Raw genomic sequence first — 21,212 nt, 5'->3', positions numbered from 1 at the left:
TTATTTAAATACCTATTGAAAAAACAGCCTATAAATATTGTTTGGTTAAAACGAGATATTCGTTCGCTAGATCACGAACCTTTGCATAAAGCAGAGAAATCTGGTGTTCCTTACAAGATAATCTATTTGTTTGAACCTTCAATTATTGAATACCCAGATACAAGTCCGAGGCATTTAAAGTTTATTTATCAATCTTTAAAAGCTTTAAATACAACACTAAAACCGTTTAATAGAAATGTGGACGTCTTTTATGGAGAAGCAGTATCTATCTTCGATTATTTAGAAGCATCATTTAATATACATACGGTTTTTAGTTATCAAGAAAGTGGAACACAAATAACCTGGAACCGTGATAAACAGGTAAAGTCTTTTTTTAAACAATATAAAATAACATGGCAAGAATTTCAACGAGATGGAATTTTACGCGGTATTAAAAACAGAGATAATTGGAATAAGCAATGGCACACAACGATGCATTCGCCAGTAACACAAAACAGGTATTCGGTTTCTAAAGAAGTTCTTTTAAAGCATTCTTTTTTACTTCCCAAGACATTGGAAACAGCATGGAATGAATATCCTTCAGAATTTCAACCCGCAGGAGAACAAAATGCTTGGCGTTATTTAAAATCATTTGTAGCTAAAAGAGGCGGGAACTATCAAAGGCATATTTCTAAGCCAACGGAAAGTAGAATGTCTTGTAGTAGATTGTCACCATACCTGGCTTGGGGAAATATCAGTATCAAACAAGTTTTTCAGTTTGTAGGTACACATCCTAACGGAACAAAAAACGACAAAGCATTTTCTGCGATGTTAACACGTTTGCATTGGCATTGTCATTTTATTCAGAAGTTTGAAGTAGAATGCAGATATGAAACATTGTGTATTAATCAAGGATACGAGTTATTAGAACATCAAAAGAATAATGTCTTTATAAAAGCTTGGAAAACAGGAATGACTGGTGTACCTTTAGTTGATGCTTGTATGCGAGCCGTTGAACAAACAGGCTGGATTAATTTTAGAATGCGTGCTATGGTAGTTTCGTTTTTAACATTGAATTTAGACCAAGATTGGAGAGACGGAGCATATCATTTAGCAAGACAGTTTTTAGATTATGATCCGGGTATTCATTATCCGCAGTTTCAAATGCAAGCAGGTACTACGGGGATTAACACGGTGCGGTTGTACAATCCTGTAAAGAATTCTCAAGAACACGATCCGGAGGGAGTTTTTATCAAAAAATGGATTCCAGAATTAACAAATGTTCCCGTAGCGTATATTCACGAACCTTGGAAAATGACAACAATGGAGCAAACGTTTTGTGAAGTTGTTATTGGTGAAGATTATCCGTTACCAATTGTAGATTTACAAGAAAGTGCCAGATTAGCAAGAGATAAAATATGGGGACATAAAAAGCATCCCGCAGTACAAAAAGAAAAGAATCGCATTTTAAACATGCACGTAAATACAAAATAATGATTTACAATAAAGAAGCTATAAAAGTATTTGATCGTGTTACCAAATTAAAAATTATTAATTCGGTAACAGGTATAAAACCAGCAAACTTAATAGGTACCATAAATAATGAAAGGCAAACTAATTTAGCAATTTTTAGTTCTATAGTTCACTTAGGTAGTAGTCCGGCGCTTTTAGGTTTTATTACAAGGCCACAAACGGCAGAAGTTGGGCATACGTATGCTAACATCTTAGAAAATGAAGTATATACGATTAATCATATTCATCAAAATTTTATAAAGAATGCACATTATACCTCTGCAAAGTTCGATGTAAATACATCAGAGTTTAAACGCTGTGGGCTTACCGAAGAATATATCGAAGATTTTAAAGCACCTTTTGTAAAAGAAAGTAATTTTAAAATAGGAATGCGCTTTGTAGAAGCCATTGATATAAAACATAACGGAACCAAATTAATTATAGGTGAAATAGAACAGTTAATTTTTCCAGATGTTGCTATCATAGATGGTGATATTGATTTAGAAGCTACGGAAAGCATTGGTATTTCTGGTTTAAATAGTTATTATTCCTTAAAAAAGATAGCGAAACATCCTTATGTAAGAATAGATGAAGTTCCTGAATTATAGTTGTAGTAAGACAACCAGGGTTTTAATTACCCGATGCTTTACATCAAGGAAATTTATTATGTTTCCGTAGTTATTTAATAACTTAATATAAGATTTTTTATCAATGAAGAAAGAGCATCTACCCGAAAAAATATGTGTGGTTTGTGAGCTACCATTTACGTGGCGTAAAAAATGGGAAAAGAATTGGGAAACGGTAAAATATTGTAGTGAACGCTGTAGAAGAAATAAATGAAAACAATTAACTTAATATTTCCACATCAACTATTTGAAGAATCACCAATTTTTCAAGTCGATGCTCCTGTCTATTTAGTAGAAGAATATTTGTTTTTTAGACAGTATTCTTTTCATAAACAAAAAATAGCTTTCCATAGGGCTACGATGAAATGTTATGCTGATTTTCTTCAGAAAGAAAAAAATGTTGATGTTCATTATATTGATGCAATAACAGATATTTCCGATATTAGAGCATTGATTTCTGCTTTAAAACAAAAAGGAATTGAACATATTAATTATATAGACCCTACGGATAATTGGCTTCAGAAAAGATTGGTAAAAGGATGTTTGGATAATAATATTTCTACAACGGTTTATGACTCGCCTTTGTTTTTAAATTCGAAAGAGGATTTAGAAGTTTTCTTTAGAAAGGATAAAAAGAAATACCATCAAACCACTTTTTATACAGAGCAACGTAAAAAAAGAAATATTCTTATTACTCCTGATGAAAAACCAATAGGAGGAAAGTGGACTTTTGATGCAGAGAATAGAAAAAAATATCCTGCTAAAAAAACGCCTCCATCAATTCAGTTTCCAGATGTTGATAATTATTTTAAAGAAGCACAAGAATATGTAAATATTCACTTTTCTAATAACTTAGGGAGTTTAACAGATTACGCTTTATATCCTACCGATTTTAAAACGAGTAAAGATTGGTTGCAGCAGTTTTTTGAGCAACGCTTTATGGAGTTTGGCGTGTATGAAGATGCCATTGTTGCTGAAAATTCAATATTAAACCATAGCGTGTTAACACCAATGCTTAATGTTGGTTTAATAACACCTAAATATATTATTGAAGCTTGTTTGGTGTATGCTAAAGAAAATAAAATTCCTATTAATTCTACGGAAGGTTTTGTCCGTCAAATTATTGGTTGGAGAGAGTTTGTAAGAGGTATTTACGAAGTGAGAGGGAGTGAAGAACGGACTACCAATTTTTGGAAATTCACGAAGAAGATTCCGAAATCGTTTTACGACGGAACTACAGGTATACTACCAATTGATCAGACGATAAAGAAAGTATTAAAAACAGGATATTGTAATCATATAGAACGTTTAATGGTATTAGGCAATTTTATGATGTTGTGTGAATTTGATCCGGATGAGTTATATAAATGGTTTATGGAGCTGTTTATAGATGCTTACGATTGGGTAATGGTAACTAATATTTACGGCATGAGTCAGTTTGCAGATGGAGGATTAATGGCTACGAAGCCTTATATAAGTGGCAGTAATTATCTAATGAAAATGAGCAACTATAAAAAAGGAGAGTGGCAAGGAACTTGGGATGGACTTTTTTGGCGTTTTATGAACACGCATAGAGATTTCTTTTTGTCGAATCCTAGATTAGGAATGTTGGTTCGAATGTTTGATAAAATGCCTGATGAGAAGAAAGAAAATCATTTAAAAAACGGAGAAGAATATTTATTAAAGCTATAAACAAAAGATATGGAATCGTTAGTTATTTTTGATTTAGAAAAGAACAGTCCCGATAATTGGAAGATTATAAATGATGCTGTTATGGGAGGGAAGTCTTTAGGTAGTTTCTATTTTAATGAAAAAGGAAATTGTGTTTTTGAAGGAAATGTATCCTTAGAAAATAACGGAGGTTTTTCTTTGTTGAGGTACCGTTTTGATGCGGTAAAAACTCAAAAGTATTCTAAAATTATTATAAAAGTTAAAGGAGACGGAAAGCGGTATCAATTTAGATTAAGAAGCAGGTTATCAGATGATCATGTTTATATTTCTTTTTTTGAAACGTCTAATGAATGGAAGGATATTGAAATAAACTTAACAGATATGTATCCTACATTTAGAGGGAATAAATTACAAAAGCCAAATTATAGTAAAGAGCGTCTTGAAGAAATTGCTTTTTTAATTGGAAATAAAAAGGCTGAAGGTTTTAAATTAGAGATAGACAGTATTATGCTAACTTAAATTAATTTAAAGCTGAATATTTTAGTAGTATTAAAACTACTAACAAAGTGTTTTGAAAGGAAAGAAAACAAAATTATTTTTTATAAAAATACTGTTTATTAGCTCTTTGTAGTCTTTTGATTTCCTTTGTTAACTCTTGTTACTTCCCAATACAATCTGTAATATTCCTTTTGTTTAAAGGGTTTTAAGTGTGTTGGGGTGGAGTAGTAGTGTAGTGTTTTGTCTTCTTTTGATTGATTTAGTCAAGTAAAAGAAGATGACTTTTTTATCTAGAGTTGTTCCGTTTTATAAAAAAATAGTATTGTAATTTGTTTGTATATCTTTAATTTCAATCTCTTCTAATACTGAAAACTCTTTTTTCAGTGCACGTTTTGATAGAATACCTTCATTCTGTTCTAAAAAACGAACAAGTATTGCAACTGTTTTATCAGGCATTTCAAAATGATTATCTAAGTATTTTTTAAATTCATCATACTTTTGCAGATAACTAACTTCTTCAGGTATAATTCTAACTAAAGTGTCTTCTACACAATCGTATAAAAATTCTGCTTGTTTTGTAGCGTCAAAATAACGATAAAAATCAATGGTATTATTTGTAACTTTAATGTTATGATTTTCCGTTTCTTTCCATGTTATGTAATCTAATAATGGATGTGAATAAGATTCTAAAACATCTTTGTAATCATTAATATGTTCTAGAATTGAAGCAGAAACAGGAAAAATAACTCCTTGCTGTGTAAATTTCTTTTTCGCTAAAATGTGATGCATTATATAGCGGTGTAAACGACCATTTCCATCTATAAAAGGATGTATGAATACAAAACCAAATGATATGGTTGCAGCTGCTAAAACGGCATCATAACTATCGTCTTGTAATAGTGTGTTTGTTTCTATTACTCCATTTAATAACTTGGGAATATCTTGTTCTTTTGCAGAAATATGATCCGGAATAGGTTCTCCTGAACTTCTATCATGTTCTCCCACAAAACCACCTTCTTTCCTTAGACCCATTTCTATAAATCTACTGTTTTCTATAACTATTTGTTGTAAGCGCTCAAGTTCGGTTATACTTAATGATTTACCACCTGCTTGACCAATTGCTTTACCCCAGCGCATAGCCCTATTATTACCAGGATTTTCACCCTCTATGGTAAAAGATGCTTTAGAGTCTTTTAATAATAAAAAAGAAGAAGCGCGTTGCAATATGTCTTTATGTATGCTATTTAGAATTGTATTTTTTCGGCTAGATAAATTAGCATTAATATAGTTTTCTAGCTTTTGAGTTTTAAAAATTAATGGACAAAAATCTACAGTTCCTGGTAGGTTGTTAATAATTTTATGCCTTGCAGATTCTTCTCCTTTTATTGTGTATTGGATATTAGAGTCAAGTAGTTGAATGTATTTACGTTTTTTTAAATCTATTGCTACATCAATTTTTTCTTGTTGAAGCCATTCGTATATAAACCAAATCTTTCGACTATATTGACCAGATGGTTCTATATGTAGAATTTCTTTTATTTGATCTTTTGTAATTACTTTAAATAACGCTTTAAATAATAGTAAATTAATACCTTCATATTTAATAGCAAATACCAGTTGTTTGTACAATGTCTCTTCTGGTTGATATGAGGTCGGAAATACTTTCCAATAGGTATTATTATACTTTTTACTTTTTTGGGTTATTAGCGATAGTGTATTTGGAAAGGGTATTGGTAATTTTAAACTTTCTATTATAGCACCATAACCCACTATTTTTCCTCTTTCAGGTGTGTTTCTTCCTTGAAAAAATGAAGTTTCATTTAATGGTATTATTATTTCCATACAATAAAGTTATTTAAATTATAATCAAAGGTAATTAAAAAACATGCGCAAATTAAAAATAATGCGCGCATGAGTGTTTGTTTTAAAAATAATGTGCGCAAAGTTCTAGGAATAAAAAGATGCGTAAACTAAAAAAATGCGCGCAAAATTTAATTTTACAGAAAAACGAACGCCTTTATAAATTAAAATTTGGGTATTATAGTAAATACGGCTTAGAAAAGATAAGAAATGTACAGATCCCTTTTTTGATGCTAAAGTTTCAATATAAGAACCAATCTGCCGCAAAAAAAATCTCTTATCTAATGCAATTCTTGATAAAAAAAATCGAATATTTTATCCAAAACTCAAACAAAATACTACCAAAAGAAACTAAAGGAAAACAAATCTATTTCCCAATACAATATGTAATATTTCCTTTGTTTAAAGGGGGGTATGTGTGTTGGGGTGGAGCATTGGTGTAGTGTTTTGTCTTCTTTTGATTGATTTAGTCAAGTAAAAGAAGAAAAATAAATTCTAATTTTTATTCGTAATGAGCTATAAATAAGACTTATATAGCTAAAATATAGTAAGAAAATTAGCTATGAATATAATTTATATAGCAATTATATATTCAATTTTTTCTTTTATAATAGGTACTCTTTCTTCTTCTAGTAAATGGCATAAAATAATTTCTTCGAAACTTAAGTTTTCATAAACCTTAGTAAATTCTTCTTTTAAAAATTGTTTTATTTTTGGATGATCGTTTTCTATTTCTTCAATAACTGTAGTTCTATTATTTAGTACATAAATTATATCTTCAAAATCATGACTTGCTCTGTAATCTCCACTTCGATTGTTAAATGCTTTAAATTTTGTTGCTAAAAACAGGGTGCTGAAAGGATCTTAATAGTTTCTTCTCGTACTTTTTTATTCCATAGATTTTTATAACCTATTTTATACCATTCATTTCCTCCTCCAGAAGAATCGTCTTCAGAGGTCATAATGTCTACTGGTATTCCTTTATATAAATAACTACAAATAGAATGACCTTTTGGATCTGGATTAAAACCTAATTCTGCTAAACGTTCTTGCATTTGCACCCAAGCATTATAATTAATTAAGTTAATTGTGACATCAACATCATCAGTTTGTCTTACTTCTTCGGCAGCTTCATCATCTACATACAAGTTTACTCTAGAACCACCCACAAAAATCATTTGATCTTTCAATTCTTTTAAAGCTATGGCCACTTCAGCAACAACAGTATTATTTATAATTCTATTTTTCATAAGCTCTTATTTGTTAATTTAAAAGCAATGCTCTTTTATCAGTAATAGAGTCTTCTCCTAAAATTCTAATTTTTAATTCTCTTAGAGCAATTTCTTTTTCCCTAGCTCTACCAACTCTTAATGCATCTACTAAAGCTAAAAGTTCATATAGTTTGTCATCTTTTAATACAGCTTCTACAACAGATGCATATAATGGTTCTATTGCTTGTCCTCTTTTTTTTCCTTTTGCATAAGGCCAAACATAGTGTTCTTCGCTTACGATTGTATTATTTAAAGGAGGTGCAGAATGTGCCGTTGGTATTCCTCGTACAATTGCTCCTGGTTGTTGTGGATATACATACTTTATACCATGCTCTAAAAAATCCATTAAAGCCAAACGCATTATGCTTTTTTTGTTTGGTGCTATTAAACCAGCAAATTTAGATCTATTTAAGCTCTCGCTAATTTCACTAGCGCTAATATTTAGTTCATATGAAAGATCTTTCATAAACCAATTTTGCTTTCCTTTTGCTGCAATTTTTAATAAAACTACAATATCATGAGGTCTCATTCCACTATGTTTCTTCATAACTACTATTTTGTTATATTACAAATATAATGAAAATTCGCAAATTCGCGATTCGCGAATCGCGAATTAAAATATTAGTTGTTTTAATTTATAATTTTTTATAACTACTTAATTAATTGAAAATCAATTTTATTTAATAGTTAAGAATAAATACTGATTGATTAATTATGTGGTTTTTTATTGTTTAGTTTGTTAAAAGTTTCAAGTGTTAATTAATATTTTTAGATAAAAGAAAAACGACTTTACCAATCAAGATAGAGGAAATAAAAAAATAGTTAAGTTTTTTACTGATTTTTATTCTTTTCTAAAATATGTAATATGCCTTTTGTTTAAAGGCTTTACGGGAGGTGGAGTATAGGTGTCACTTTTTATTTTCTTTTAGTTGATTTAGTCAAGTATAAGAAGAAAAATATAAAATTAGGTCATTTTTAAATTCAATTCATAACGACTGCTTTTTAAAGTTCCTGTTTTTGTTAAAACACCTTTATCCACCATATCTTTTAAATCTCTCGTAGCGGTGGAAGCAGATGTTTTAGCAATTTTAGTATATTTTTCGGCACTTAATCCACCTATAAAACCAGTATGTCCAGCTTCAAATATTCTTAACGATACTTTATATTGTCGTTCGTTTAATTGATTTTTATATCGTTCAAAAAACTTTGCTTTTTCTATAATAAAATCTACACGTTTTAAAGTATTTTCTTGAGCACTTAAAATAGTTTCACTAAAGTATTGCAACCAGTTTGTTATTTCTAAAGTTGTATTATTCGTTTCAAGCGATGTGTAATACATTTTTCTATTACCTTCTATGGTGTGTGATAATGAACTTAATGTTGGCTGTTTAGAACTGATGGCAATAGATTTTTCAGCTAATGCTCTAGCAATTCTTCCATTTCCATCTTCAAAAGGATGAATACATACAAAATATAAATGCGTAATGCTAGCTTTTGCAAGTGGTAATATATTTGTATTATTTGGATGATGAACTTGATTGAACCATAAAATAAATTGTTCCATTTCAATAGGTACCTTGTCCGATGGAGGAGCTTCAAAATGAACATTGGGTCTATCAAGCCTTCCAGAAACAACTTGCATTGGATCTGTATGTGTTCTATAGCTTCCAATATTTGTTAAATCTCTTCTTCCATTGGTTAACATTTTGTGCCAATCAAACAGTAAATTATGACTTAATGGTTGATTGAAATTATGATATAAATCGACCATCATTTCAGAAATGCCAAGTTCTGCAGGTGCTATTTTTCTTTTGTCCGTAGCAAAACCGAGATTTTTTTTAATGGAAGATTGCACACTTTCTCTATTCAAAATTTCGCCTTCTATTTCTGAAGTTTTTATAGCTTCTTCACTAAGTATTTCTACTAATAAGTCATCTTTAGAAACCCCTTCTATATGTTTTATGGCACCTAATACAAGTCCTGAGTTTTTAGAAAATTGCATTTCTAATTGTTCAAGAGTCTCTTTGTTATAAGTAAAATTAGGCCATTCTTTGTGTAGCCAATTCCAATTTTTATATACCATGAGCTATAAATATGATTTTTATAGCTCAAATATAATGATAACTTGGGCTATATTTTTTGTTTTTATAGCTCAAATTTTATTTTGAATTATTTGATGTTTTTTTTAATCAACTTAACGAAGCGAAACAAGTAAAGATTTGAGATAAGGAAATGTAATGACTTAATGATAATTTTATGCAGTTGAGTGAGGTAAGGTTATTCTTCAAAATCCAATAACGTTAAAATATCCGCAGCAATATCATTTCTAAAGTTACCTTCAGTATCTAAAACAGAAACATATCCCATTTTACATTGATGTTTTATTTTTTGAGAATATTTATTATAGTCTAAGGAGTAATCATCGGTTTGATATGATTTAAACTTATTTTCTGAAGTTTCTCCAGGATACAATAAAACAGCTTTCTCTGCATCCCAAAAACGACAATAGGCATACATTTGACGTAAATCACTTACAGAAGCAGAACTTTTTTGAGGTCGTTTCCATTTGGTGTCTATAATGTAGGTTTGATTTCCTTTTCTTAAAACAATATCAGGTCTTAAGCTATTAGCTCCCCAAAATGATTTTGATTCTTGTCCTGAAACTTTAATATCTGTTCCTTCACACGCTTTTTGAAGTTGTTTCAACACATATTCTTCCCAAAGTTGATTCATATCAAACAATAAAGACAACATTTTTTCTTTTCCGCTCGTAATATCTGGAGAGTAATTTAAAATAATCAACCGTGCTAAATCTAAGGCAGGTTTATAGCTATTCGATTTTCTGGTTAATATAATTGTGCTTAACTGTTTTGCGTTAATGGTTTTAGTATCTACTTCGGGAAAACTTAACTGAACTCTATTTGTTGTGTCTTGTAATCTTGTACCTGTTGTAAATTGACTCACAATAGTTAAGGCTTTGTACAATACTTGATGCAGAAAATGATTGCTATCATACACTTGATGCGTTGTGTAAAAACGTTCTTTATGAACGATATTATGTCTTATGTTTCCTGCAAATTCTAGTTTCCCTTTAAGTGCTTTTGTGTTTTTAGTGTGCTTTCTATATTGTTTGATGAAACCTTTCCGGACTAAGCTTTCAACTTCTTTTAAGTACAATTCAAAATATATTTCTAATAAATTAAGATGTTGTCTTTTTACATTTGCGTCGCCAGAGGAATCTGCTTTAATTTTTCCACAAGCTTTCAGCATTTTTAATAAAACACCTTTCCATTTGTAATCTTCATCATCTTTATCAGCTTTTGGATTAATCTCGATAATTAAACCATCTACCTGAATAACTCCAACATACTGATTAAAGCGAATCCCTTTTGCAATAGGCTCAAAATAATTTCCATCATGGTATTCGTTTAGTTTTAAAAGCGCATCTAAATGCGTTTGTTTAAAACCTTGTGTACCAATGTATAATTTTTGGTGTTCGAAAACGGATATTTTATGCTGTTTTATCAATGTTATTGAGGAGTTTCTTTTGAGCCTAATAATATTGAAACAGCATCAATAATCGTATTTTCATCAACTTGATTTAATTTGTAACTAGCAATTTTAAAATCGTTCGCATTGTCATATTTAAAATCTGCAAAATTAATAGTATCATTTTTATTAATTTTTACAAAACCTTTGCCAAGTACTAAGCCAATTTTCCCATAATCTCCGTAAAAATATTCTTGTAACAAAGGAATAATTTTATTGTTAAAAGCACTGGCTAATTTTTCTAACGTATCTACATTTACAAAGTAGGAGTGACCAATGGTATGATCTCTATCGATTAATAATTCTATACGTTGATTTATCTTTTCTAAAACCTTAGAAAGTTTGATTCCTTCAATTTCTTCTTTTTGAATAACATCATAATCTGGCATCATTTCTTTAAACTCAAAACGACGACGTAAAGCAGTATCTAAAGCTTCTACACTTCTGTCTGCTGTATTCATAGTTCCATAAATATCAATATTAGATGGAACGCTGAATGCTGTTTTAGAGTAGGGGAGTTTAATGCTTATTTCGTTTTTAGCGTCTTTACGTTTGTCTATTTCTATCAATGTAATGAGCTCTCCAAAGATGGCAGAAACATTTCCTCTGTTTATTTCATCAATAAAAATAGCGTATCTATTATTAGGATCATTTTTTGCTTTTAAACATAATTTTTTAAAAACTCCATCTTCAATGGCATATCCTAGATCTTTCGATTCTTCCCCTTCTACGGGTGAAATTGGTTTGATCCCTTCAATAAAATCTTCGTAAGCAAAAGATTGATGGAAGGTTACAAAGTCGTAGTTTTTAATTTCTTTTTCCGGGCTTAATTCAAAGTCGTTAACATCTTTTAAAACATCATAAATCTCAGGACTTTGTTCTTTAACTTCATCCGTTAACAAATGCCAAGTTTTCTCATTCGTTTTATCAAAAATTAAAGGGTTCTGACGTTGTTTGTAAGCTACATTTTTCGATTCTACAATAGTATGCATTTGCAAAGTTCCCCATAAAGTGGCTCTCACATTTTTAGATTCTGATAATGCTGCTTTTTTTGCTACCCATCTATTTTCTAAAATATCATTTACTTTGGCTGTACCAATTTCTATAAGTGCCAAAGTAATCACTTGCCACCAAGTTAAATTGGTTACAACTTCTTCAAAATATTTTTCCTTGGTAATCGCATTTTCTTTAAGTGTATATGTATCAAATAATTGATCTTTTAAATAAAACGTTTTTCCTGTTCCTGGAGGTCCGTATAATATTTGGTTTGTTGGTGTTTTGTTTTTGTTAATTAATTGATTGATAAAACGAATAAAAGAATTAACTCCTGTAAACCCTCTATCTAATAAAGGTATTATTTTTTTTAAATTTAAATAATCAATTTTAAAAGTATTAAAACTGTTTTTATAAAAATCATTCCATCTTTCAGGTATTTTATTTGAAGCTTCCTCTACATAATGATTTATTGTTTGTTTTGTAATTTCATTTTTTCTAGTTTCAAATAAATATTCTTGAAACTTTAAAAATATATCTGTTGTTTGAATCATATTCTCTAATAAAATTTTACTTTTCACTGTATCATTAACTCCTCCAAATTTTTCAAACCTCTTTATCAATTTAGATTGCATATTTTGAAACTCTTCACTAGAAATTCTATGTGCTATAAATTCAGGGTTTACTATTTTTTCTTTTTCAATATAATTATTAATTATTGGTATTATGCTGTCTAAATCTTTTTCGATATCCAAAAGCATGCTAGTTAAATCGGTATAACTTTCCGATCGTTGTTTTGTTACATAAGCAAACATTTTGTTATCTCGTGAACCTTCTCTCTTTAATACGATTTTTTCTTTTATTGGAGATTCAATAGCTTTAACAAGATTTAAAACAGATTGATTTTGAGTGTTTTGAGGTGAGTTGGTTTGTGTAAACTCAAATTTGTAAGTATAAAAATCGTTTTTCGATTCAAAAATTAAATTAATGCAATCTGAGGATGATCCTGGGTAAGAAATTGGTAAAGTCCAAAAGGTAATTCCAAAATAATTGGATTTTTCTGTTCCTATAAAATAATCTAACTCTGTTCCTTTGGTAGCTTTCTGCCTTAATGAAAACGTAAAACTAGCATCAACTTCATGCTTTTGCATCAGCCAATCATAAACTTGCTTTTCGTAATCTTTATAGATAATCATAACTGTATTTTTTCTCTTTTTTTTAATTAATTCATTTTTTATTTATCAATTAACCCAGCATCCCAAAGTGCCAAAACAACATCCATTTGAGAATTAGACCTTTTATCACCTAAATTTAACTCTGCCCACAATTCTTTTGGAGTATAGGTTTTATTATCTGCCCATTTTAATATTTCAATAGCTTGTAAAGCATATTCTTTATTCTTAACAGATTTTGTATAATTCCCTCTTGGTATTCCTTTTACCAAACCTTCTTCACACAATCCTAAAAATGTGCCTTTCGGACAACCTTTTTCTTGTGAACTTTTTGTCTCAAAAACCTCTTTTGCTGCTCTAGCATAAATTTCTGTAATAGAATAAGAGCTTTTATAATTTTGTGCTGCTTTTAAAGCTGTTTGTCCGTATTTGTTCATAGTTGTTTTTTTTATTTTACAATTACTCTCTAATATTTGACATCCTCTTCATCGTATCAAAAAAAGCTTGATAAAAAGCATCGTCTTTTGCGTACAAACGATACAAGTCTAATTCTTGTTTACGTTGTTTAGACATTACATCATCTAAAATCTTTTTAAACGCTAAATCTTTGTTTTGTTCATCATGATTTTCGGCAACTTTTGATAGAAAATCTGGATGCGCCTGAATAGATTTCGTCAAGCTAATAAACTTTACACGTTGATCATCTGGTGTTGCTTCCCAACCTTGAAACCATTTTTCATTAAAACTATTGATAATTAAATCTAAAGGATCTAATTCTTCATCAGTTCCGTGTGCGCCTCTTGGGTTTGGGTTTTGTGGATCTACTTCTGTTTCAGAATCGTCTAAACCAATGGTTTCATTTAATCGAACACGTTCTAAACCATACGTAGATAAATCAATCGATTCTAATAATTCATCTAAACCTTCAAGACCTGTTGGTTTAATAGGTAATTTAGGAATTAAGAATTTTAAAAACCAATATAATTTTTCCCAAACAACAATTTCGTATGGCATTATGGAAGCCATTTGTCCGTATATTTTTACAAACTGTTTTGCTTTAATTTTAAAATCTGCCTTGTCATCATCTTCTAATTCTAATTCATGTATAAAGCGTTCTGCGGCTCTTTCTATAATCGGACTTAATACTTGCGCGTCTTCTTTATTAAAAAACTTGATGTTAAAATCTTCTACTTCTTCCCATTCATAAACACCTACTTCGTCTAAAACATCTTTTAATTCATGTAAAACATTTACATCGGTAGCTTCACTCAAAGAGGTTGCTGTATAAAAAGGATCGAAAGATGTTTTTATATCGTCTATAGCATTAAAGAAGTCTAGCACAAAAACATCTTCTGTTTTCTTTGCCAATTTTGTGGCTGCTCTGTTTAAACGAGATAATGCTTGTACTGCCAAAACGCCTTGTAGCTTTTTATCCACATACATGGCGCACAATTTAGGTTGATCAAAACCTGTAAGGTATTTGTTGGCAACTACTAATATTCTGTACTCATTTTCATCAAATTTTATACGGGTATCTTTTTCTGCAAAACCATTCATTTCTGCTTCCGTGTGTTCTATACCATCTACTTCTTTTGAACCAGAAAAAGCAATGGCTATTTTAAACGGATCGCCTTTATCTTTTAAGATATTTTTTAAAGCCTTGTAATATCTAATAGCAGATACAATGCTTTGGGTTACCACCATGGCTTTTGCTTTCCCTTTTAGTTTTTTCTGATTTACTATTTTAGGAATAAAATGGTCGAGTATAATTTCTGTTTTTGTAGCAATCGTTCTTTTATCGCTTTCTACATAAGCACGTAACTTTTTTTGTGCTTTTACAGAATCAAACAACGGATTGTCTTCTATAGACTTTTCTATTTCGTAATAACTTTTTAGGGTGGTATAATTCGCTAACACATCTAAAATAAAGCCTTCTTCAATAGCTTGTTTCATAGAATATAAATGAAAAGGTTTAAATTGACCTTCTTCATTTTTTACACCAAACTTCTCTAAAGTAATTGGTTTTGGTGTTGCTGTAAATGCCAAGTAAGATGCATTTCCTCGCATTTTACGAGATTGCATAGCTTGCACAATTTTATCTTGTGCATCTGCTTCTTCATCGTCATTAAATTGTTGTCCCATTGCTCTGTTCATGTTGTCATGCGCAGAACCACTTTGACTAGAGTGCGCTTCATCAATTATAACAGCAAAACGCTTTTCGCTTAAATCTGCAATGCCATCAATGATGAATGGGAATTTCTGAATGGTAGTAATAATTATTTTTTTGCCTTGTTCTAAACTTTCTCTTAATTCTTTGGATGAATACGCAGGAGCAATAATATTTTTTATTTCTGAAAAACTCGCAATGTTATCGCGAATCTGTTTGTCTAATAATCGTCTGTCGGTAACTACAATAACGGAATCGAATAAAGGTTGTTCTAATCCTTTGTTGCCAGGAACGTTTTCATTTTCGGGGTAGGTTTCTATCAGTTGATATGCTGCCCAAGTTATAGAATTCGATTTACCTGAACCTGCGGAATGCTGAATTAAATAGGTTTGTCCTACGCCTTTTTTACTGGCATCTTCTATAATTTTACGCACTACATCCATTTGATGGTAACGCGGAAAGAATAAGGTCTTCGTTTGTAAAGGATCTTTCTTTTTACCATCTAAACGGACAAAATGTTGAATGATATTTGCCAGACTTTCTCTTGTAAAAACTTCATTCCATAAATAATTGGTTCTATGGCCAGTTTCTCCTTTTGCTAATTCTGGATTGCCTTTTCCGTGTTTGTTTCCTTTATTAAATGGTAAAAAGAAGGTTTTCTTACCGTCTAACTTTGTAGTCATATAGGCTTCGTCTGTATCTACAGCAAAATGAACCACACAACGTGCAAAGTTTAATAAGGGTTGTTTGGTGTCGCGTTGGGTTTTATATTGATGTTGTCCATGCACTCTTGCATTTTGACCTGTCCATTGGTTTTTAAGCTCCATGGTAACAATTGGCAAACCGTTTATAAACAATACCAAATCTATTTCTTCTCTTGGGTTGTCAATAGAATAACGTAATTGTCTAGTAACGCTAAAACGGTTTTGTTCAAACCTGTCTTTTATACTTTGACTACTACTAGCCAATGGCAACTGATAAAACAATGTAAAATTAGCATCATCTACTTGCAAGCCTTTTTTTAGCAGATGTAGAATACCATATTTTTTCACCAAACGATCAAAACGATTTAGAATTTTTAATTTCCAATCGCTTTGTTTTTGCCCTTCGACTCCGCTCTGGAACCTTAGTTTATCTAATTCTTCTTTTTGGGTGTTTTCTAAAAAAGACCAAAAGAATTGCTCGTCTAAAGCAAACTGTGCATTAAAATTAGAAGGTTGACCCAATATAATAGCCTTTACCGGTTCTATATATTTCTGCATCTTCGTTAACGGAATCTACAGAAACACCTTGCTTTTTAAGGTCTTCTAAACAGGTTCCTGTTAGTTGCTTTTCTATAGCTGCTTCTAAGGCTTGTTCGTTTGTTTGGCTATGCATATTCTATTTTTTAAACAATTTCTAAATGAACTAAATATTCATTTATACTAGTTATATATTTTGGGTTTGAAAAGAAGTCATAAATAGGGATAATGTCTAATTTGTTTTTAACTAACCATACCTCATAATCCTTTTCATTATTTTTCCCGAATTCAAACTCTGATTTGGATAAGAAGAAATTACCATTATCAAAGGTTTTAACTTCAACATACTTTACTTCGTCTTTTTCGTTTGTGTATCTTATATCGCATTGCAGCCCTTCATTGTCTTCACTTACAAGGTCAACATTTTTATAGCCATTTTCAATTAGAAAATCATAGACAACTTGTTCTGAGTTATTCCCTTTTAACTTTAAACCTTTACTGTTTTTCTCTTTTGGTGTAAACACCCTATTTCTTTTGACGCCTTTAGGTGGTATTTTGGTTTTTAAAACATCACTATCAAGTAAACGAGTTTCTACAATAACACCGTCACCATTTTTAGGTATACCGTTAGATGAAAAATTTTCGCTTTCATTTTCCACAGCCTCTTTTAACTCATCCTTAATAACTTCTAATGTATCTTCAAAATATAGTAGACTTTTTAAACGTTCGCTTTGGCTGATTTCGTAAAGCTCATCTTCAGTAAAATTCTCTTTATGTTTTCTTTTTATTTCTTCAAGATTAAAATTGCTATTTAAACTTAAATTCGGATAAATTGTATTTTTATAATCTTCAAAAACAAGAACTTTATTTATATTAAAGTGATGTCTAAACTCCTCCGTTTTCTGTCGTGCATATTCTCTATAGTCTTCATACTTATTTATTTCAACTAAAAACTTAGCTTTCTCATCAATCGTTTTAGTTTCAAAACTTTTCCAAACAGAAGATTTTATTGAGTTTTTTTTGGAAAGAATAGAATCTTTTATTTTTGAAAGATGATATTTAGAAAGACTAATTTTATAACTATAATGTTTAGCGAAATTCTCAAGAGTGATATCTAATTCACTAAACAACTGTTCAATTTTAGCTAATTCATTTTCTAAGTTGATTTTTTCATAATCTAGAGAATTGGTGTCAAACTCAAGACCAAAATTCTCTATTATCTTTTTCTCTAAAGCAAAATCGTCAAGAAAATCATTATATGTATGGTTCTTTGTTTGAAATATCGCTTGCCAAAAGGCTTGTTTATAATCAGCAAGACCTAAAAACTCCCTAGCATCATTCAATGTATCTATTCCTAAATCATTTTTTATACTATTCTGAACATCTTCATAATCACTTCTTAAAATATATTTATACTCATTTTTATCACTATTAACATCAAAAGCAAGAGATATAATATCTGCAAAACTGTTTATGAATTCCGCATTTTTCTTTAAAGAATCTATAGAATCAAAATCATTTACTTTTATTAAATACGTTTGTTCTTCTAAATGTAAAAATTCATAATCTGCTACTTCGTAATTGTACTCTTTAACACTATAATCGATAGAAGTACACAGCAAAATTTCTATTTTATTACAAATTGATGCCTGTGTTTTTCTTACTTCAACGTCTTCAATTACATTTAATCGATGACTTAGCATAAAAGGCTTTAAACCTGTTAAAATTGTAGCAAATGTTTCCGTTAAGGATGTTAACATTACCTTATCCTTAATTTCAATTTTAATCTCTTTTAAATCATTAATACCGAAAAATTTTATAGCTTCTGCACCACCTGCTCTTGATGGATAATTAAATATTGGAAAATCTTTTTTAAGTTTATTAGGCAATTTAATCTTCTCACTAAAATATACTTCGTCTTGATTATAAAGTTGAAGTTCACTTCCATTATGAGCAAAAAGCTTTAGTGGTTCTTCAATTTCAACTTCATTATCATTATAATGGCTTAGTGCTTTTTTATAAAAAGTTTGTGACTTAGCTCCTGTCGGGTAATTATCAGGTAACTTATTTATAATTTCTGCAACTTTTTCAATTGGTAATTGGTTAAAATCATCATTTGCTCCTAGACTTACTAATATTTCATTAATTATGGTTTTATTGATATTACTATCAAAATCCATAATCTTCTTATAGTTTATTTTATAGTTATTAACCCAAGAATACTTTTCGTCTATAAGTAATTCTGAAAAATTATACTTGTAATTTTTAATAATTAAATACTTTAAATAAGAAGGTTTTGTTTGGACTGTGTGGTAAGTGCGATAAAAGTACTGAAACTTATCATCATTATTATTATCATATAATTGTTGTTTTAAAACATCATCATAATAAATCCAAAGAATTAACTTTTCTATAGTTATCTTATCTAAGGTAGATTTAAAGTTGTTAATTGTTTTATAATTAATCCTATACCCGGTTTGTTTTTCAAATCCATTATAACTTTGTATGAAGTTGACATAACTATCAATTTCGGAATTTATAGAAAAATTATTACTGTAACTTGCATAATTATTTACTTTTATCCATTTTAAATACCTTTCTAATTCTTGAATATTTTCATTTTCATCTAAACCTGAATCACTCGGTTTAGCTATAAATTTTTCATCAGGATAAACATCCTTAAAGATTAAAAATGTTTTTTCTCCTGTTGGATAAAATTCTGAAAGCACCATATCTTCTGTGAATGCTATTTTACCACTTTTGGTAATACACGGAATTTTTATTGTATCATCAGGAATCTTTGTACCTTCTTTCATTAATTTGAAATTGTGATACAGACAATTATTCATTTCCTGAATATAGATGTTAGCTTTAGTTTGATCCTTTTTTATTTGATTATTAGTTTCACTAATAATTTTTTGAGATAATGTTGCTGGCTCATAACTATGAATATTACAGAATGTTTTTAATTCATCATATATAAAACGACCTTTATTTGAGTTTTCATTTGTTTCAAATTTAAATTCATTTAATAAGTAATTAAATAAATCATCATTTATAAATTGAATTTTAGTAAAGCTTGGTCTTTTTAATTCTTTTTCTTCTGAGGTAGATTTGGTTGTGGAAACAGGTGTGTAAATGTATTCATTGCCATCTATTGGTTTACCTTCCTTATTAATTAAGAAATTAAGCCCTTTTGTCTGTTCTTTTTTATTAAAATAAAGGTTTTTAGTTATTAAGCGTATCCAAATTGCTCGATGCTCGTTTGACATTTTTTTTTCTGAAACCTCATTTATTAAATCTAAATAATTTTCTACTCTGACAAGTTTACTTTTTATTTTATCCTCTAAATTAAATTGTTTAAGAGAAAGTTTTTTTAAAGGCAATAGATGAATAGGAAATATATCTTGAACATTTACATCTTGTAAAATTTCTGCAAATTCTTCATTAATATATAATACTTCTTCTAAACTTCTATATTCATTATCTATACAAGGAAATATAGGTTCATTATTAATGGCTTCTTCAATTAAATCGTAATACCCTAAATTATCTAGAGTATCGGCTTTGTGTTTATGATTTAAAATTGATAAAGGTTGATAAGATACTTTAGCTTGCGAATAATATTTAGCAACATCAATAGTAAAAGCAACTACTTCTTCTAAAATAAATCTATTTTTATCTGAATCGTTTAATTGATTTCTTGTTGCATCTAAATCAAAAGTTGCATGTAAAACATATGGCTGATTTAGCTTAATATTGGTTGGGAAAAATGAATATAAATTTGGTGAAGATTTTTCAAAATTATCTTCTACAGCAATTTTAATTTGATAATATTCTATTTCTTTTTTATTAGAATCCTGAAATTTAGAAGGTAATTTTTTTTCTACTTCAAAAATAGACCAAGAATTATCTGTAAATTGAATATGTTCTTTAGGTGAAAAATTAGTTGTTTTTTGTAAATGAGTTTCTCTATTACATTTTATATTATCAACGTCTTCAAAGCCAATAAAATGAACTTCTTCTATGTGTTTTAAAAATAATAAGGTCTCTGGGGTAATGTTTTTGACTTGTTTAAAAATATCTTTAAATGCCTTTTTCTTAAACTGAATAATTATAGCTGTTTTAAAGTTACCTTGATTAATGTTTTTAAGTATTGGCATGCTTAAAAAAGGCATTGGTATTGTACTTTCAGAAAGATTTTCCTCTTTAACGATGTGTTGTCTTTCTTCTTCTAAAAACAACTTTTCATAATTCTCTTTTGTGTTTTTTTCTGAATAGAAAAGAGATAGATTATTACTTTGTATTTCTATAGATTTACTCCAATTAATAATAGAACGAAAACCTAGGCCTTTATTCCCAATATATTTACGAGAAGTTTTAGAAGATAAATTGGCTATAAATAATGAACGATATCCTTTTTCTGAAAACGAAGTATTCCCATTGTTACTAATACTTATAGTCTTAGCGTCTTTATTTAATGCTATGGTAACTTTTGTTGCACCTTCATCATCACAATTTTGAAGTAACTCAAGTAGTTGTCTTCCATTGTAACCTTTAATGGTTTCTAGCTCGCGTTGGTAGTCTCCAAGCATTTCGCCATAATCATCTATATAACGTTTTTTCTTTTTCTTAATAAGATTTAAAATAAAGTCTTTCATAGCTTTTTTTAT

At 29.6% G+C, this 21,212-nt stretch carries 16 protein-coding genes; 6 read left to right on the top strand and 10 right to left on the bottom strand.

What is annotated here, in order from left to right; genetic code table 11:
* Positions 1-15: 15 nt before the first annotated feature.
* The 5 genes from KV700_RS03660 (at position 16) to KV700_RS03640 (ending at position 4,307) form a co-directional block, all read left to right on the top strand.
* Positions 16-1,473 carry a cryptochrome/deoxyribodipyrimidine photo-lyase family protein gene (locus KV700_RS03660; protein ID WP_218599222.1) on the top strand — a complete coding sequence of 486 codons (1,458 nt, stop codon included), beginning with the start codon at positions 16-18 and terminating at the stop codon, positions 1,471-1,473.
* A complete protein-coding gene (locus KV700_RS03655; RefSeq protein WP_218599221.1) occupies positions 1,473-2,099 on the top strand; it encodes a flavin reductase family protein in 627 nt (208 codons plus the stop codon). The genes KV700_RS03660 and KV700_RS03655 overlap by 1 nt, the downstream gene beginning before the upstream one ends.
* Before the next feature lie 103 nt (positions 2,100-2,202).
* Positions 2,203-2,331 (top strand): DUF2256 domain-containing protein, encoded by a 129-nt coding sequence (locus KV700_RS03650; RefSeq protein ID WP_166382421.1) that lies wholly within the window; start codon positions 2,203-2,205, stop codon positions 2,329-2,331.
* On the top strand, positions 2,328-3,809 hold the full coding sequence (locus KV700_RS03645) for a cryptochrome/photolyase family protein (RefSeq protein ID WP_218599220.1): 1,482 nt from the start codon (positions 2,328-2,330) through the stop codon (positions 3,807-3,809). Before KV700_RS03650 ends, KV700_RS03645 begins: the two co-directional genes overlap by 4 nt.
* Before the next feature lie 9 nt (positions 3,810-3,818).
* Complete coding sequence (locus KV700_RS03640) at positions 3,819-4,307, top strand: CIA30 family protein (protein ID WP_218599219.1); 489 nt, start codon at positions 3,819-3,821, stop codon at positions 4,305-4,307.
* Positions 4,308-4,592: 285 nt separating this feature from the next.
* Here KV700_RS03640 and KV700_RS03635 read toward each other — a convergent pair whose 3' ends face one another.
* The gene (locus KV700_RS03635; RefSeq protein ID WP_218599218.1) at positions 4,593-6,128 is read right to left on the bottom strand and encodes a Fic family protein; all 1,536 of its coding nucleotides are present in this window, start codon (positions 6,126-6,128) and stop codon (positions 4,593-4,595) included.
* 119 nt (positions 6,129-6,247) lie between these two features.
* Between KV700_RS03635 and KV700_RS03630 the strand changes: the two genes are divergently transcribed.
* Positions 6,248-6,589, top strand: a complete 342-nt coding sequence (locus KV700_RS03630) for a hypothetical protein (protein WP_218599217.1) — start codon at positions 6,248-6,250, stop codon at positions 6,587-6,589.
* Positions 6,590-6,985: 396 nt separating this feature from the next.
* Here KV700_RS03630 and KV700_RS03625 read toward each other — a convergent pair whose 3' ends face one another.
* The 9 genes from KV700_RS03625 to KV700_RS03590 all read right to left on the bottom strand — a co-directional run bounded on the left by KV700_RS03625 (position 6,986) and on the right by KV700_RS03590 (position 21,200).
* Positions 6,986-7,396 carry a hypothetical protein gene (locus tag KV700_RS03625; RefSeq protein ID WP_218599216.1) on the bottom strand — a complete coding sequence of 137 codons (411 nt, stop codon included), beginning with the start codon at positions 7,394-7,396 and terminating at the stop codon, positions 6,986-6,988.
* Between the two features lie 13 nt (positions 7,397-7,409).
* Positions 7,410-7,964 (bottom strand): hypothetical protein, encoded by a 555-nt coding sequence (locus KV700_RS03620; RefSeq protein ID WP_218599215.1) that lies wholly within the window; start codon positions 7,962-7,964, stop codon positions 7,410-7,412.
* 417 nt (positions 7,965-8,381) lie between these two features.
* Positions 8,382-9,500, bottom strand: coding sequence for a Fic family protein (locus tag KV700_RS03615; RefSeq protein WP_218599214.1), 1,119 nt, complete (start codon positions 9,498-9,500; stop codon positions 8,382-8,384).
* A 194-nt stretch (positions 9,501-9,694) separates the two neighbouring features.
* Complete coding sequence (locus KV700_RS03610; RefSeq protein WP_218599213.1) at positions 9,695-10,945, bottom strand: McrC family protein; 1,251 nt, start codon at positions 10,943-10,945, stop codon at positions 9,695-9,697.
* 2 nt (positions 10,946-10,947) lie between these two features.
* Positions 10,948-13,155: an McrB family protein gene (locus KV700_RS03605; protein WP_218599212.1), complete on the bottom strand. Its 2,208-nt coding sequence runs from the start codon at positions 13,153-13,155 to the stop codon at positions 10,948-10,950.
* A gap of 38 nt (positions 13,156-13,193) precedes the next feature.
* A complete protein-coding gene (locus KV700_RS03600; RefSeq protein WP_218599211.1) occupies positions 13,194-13,568 on the bottom strand; it encodes a hypothetical protein in 375 nt (124 codons plus the stop codon).
* A gap of 22 nt (positions 13,569-13,590) precedes the next feature.
* Positions 13,591-16,560: a type I restriction endonuclease subunit R gene (locus tag KV700_RS03595; protein WP_254712965.1), complete on the bottom strand. Its 2,970-nt coding sequence runs from the start codon at positions 16,558-16,560 to the stop codon at positions 13,591-13,593.
* The gene (locus KV700_RS17230; RefSeq protein ID WP_254712964.1) at positions 16,508-16,675 is read right to left on the bottom strand and encodes a hypothetical protein; all 168 of its coding nucleotides are present in this window, start codon (positions 16,673-16,675) and stop codon (positions 16,508-16,510) included. The genes KV700_RS03595 and KV700_RS17230 overlap by 53 nt, the downstream gene beginning before the upstream one ends.
* A 10-nt stretch (positions 16,676-16,685) precedes the next feature.
* Positions 16,686-21,200, bottom strand: a complete 4,515-nt coding sequence (locus KV700_RS03590; RefSeq protein WP_218599210.1) for a sacsin N-terminal ATP-binding-like domain-containing protein — start codon at positions 21,198-21,200, stop codon at positions 16,686-16,688.
* Between the last annotated feature and the right edge of the window lie 12 nt (positions 21,201-21,212).

Origin of the sequence: Polaribacter sp. NJDZ03, assembly GCF_019263805.1 — a bacterium.
GTDB lineage: Bacteria > Bacteroidota > Bacteroidia > Flavobacteriales > Flavobacteriaceae > Polaribacter.
The sequence above is the reverse complement of the archived record's forward strand: the minus strand, read 5'-3'. Positions and strand labels throughout refer to the sequence as shown.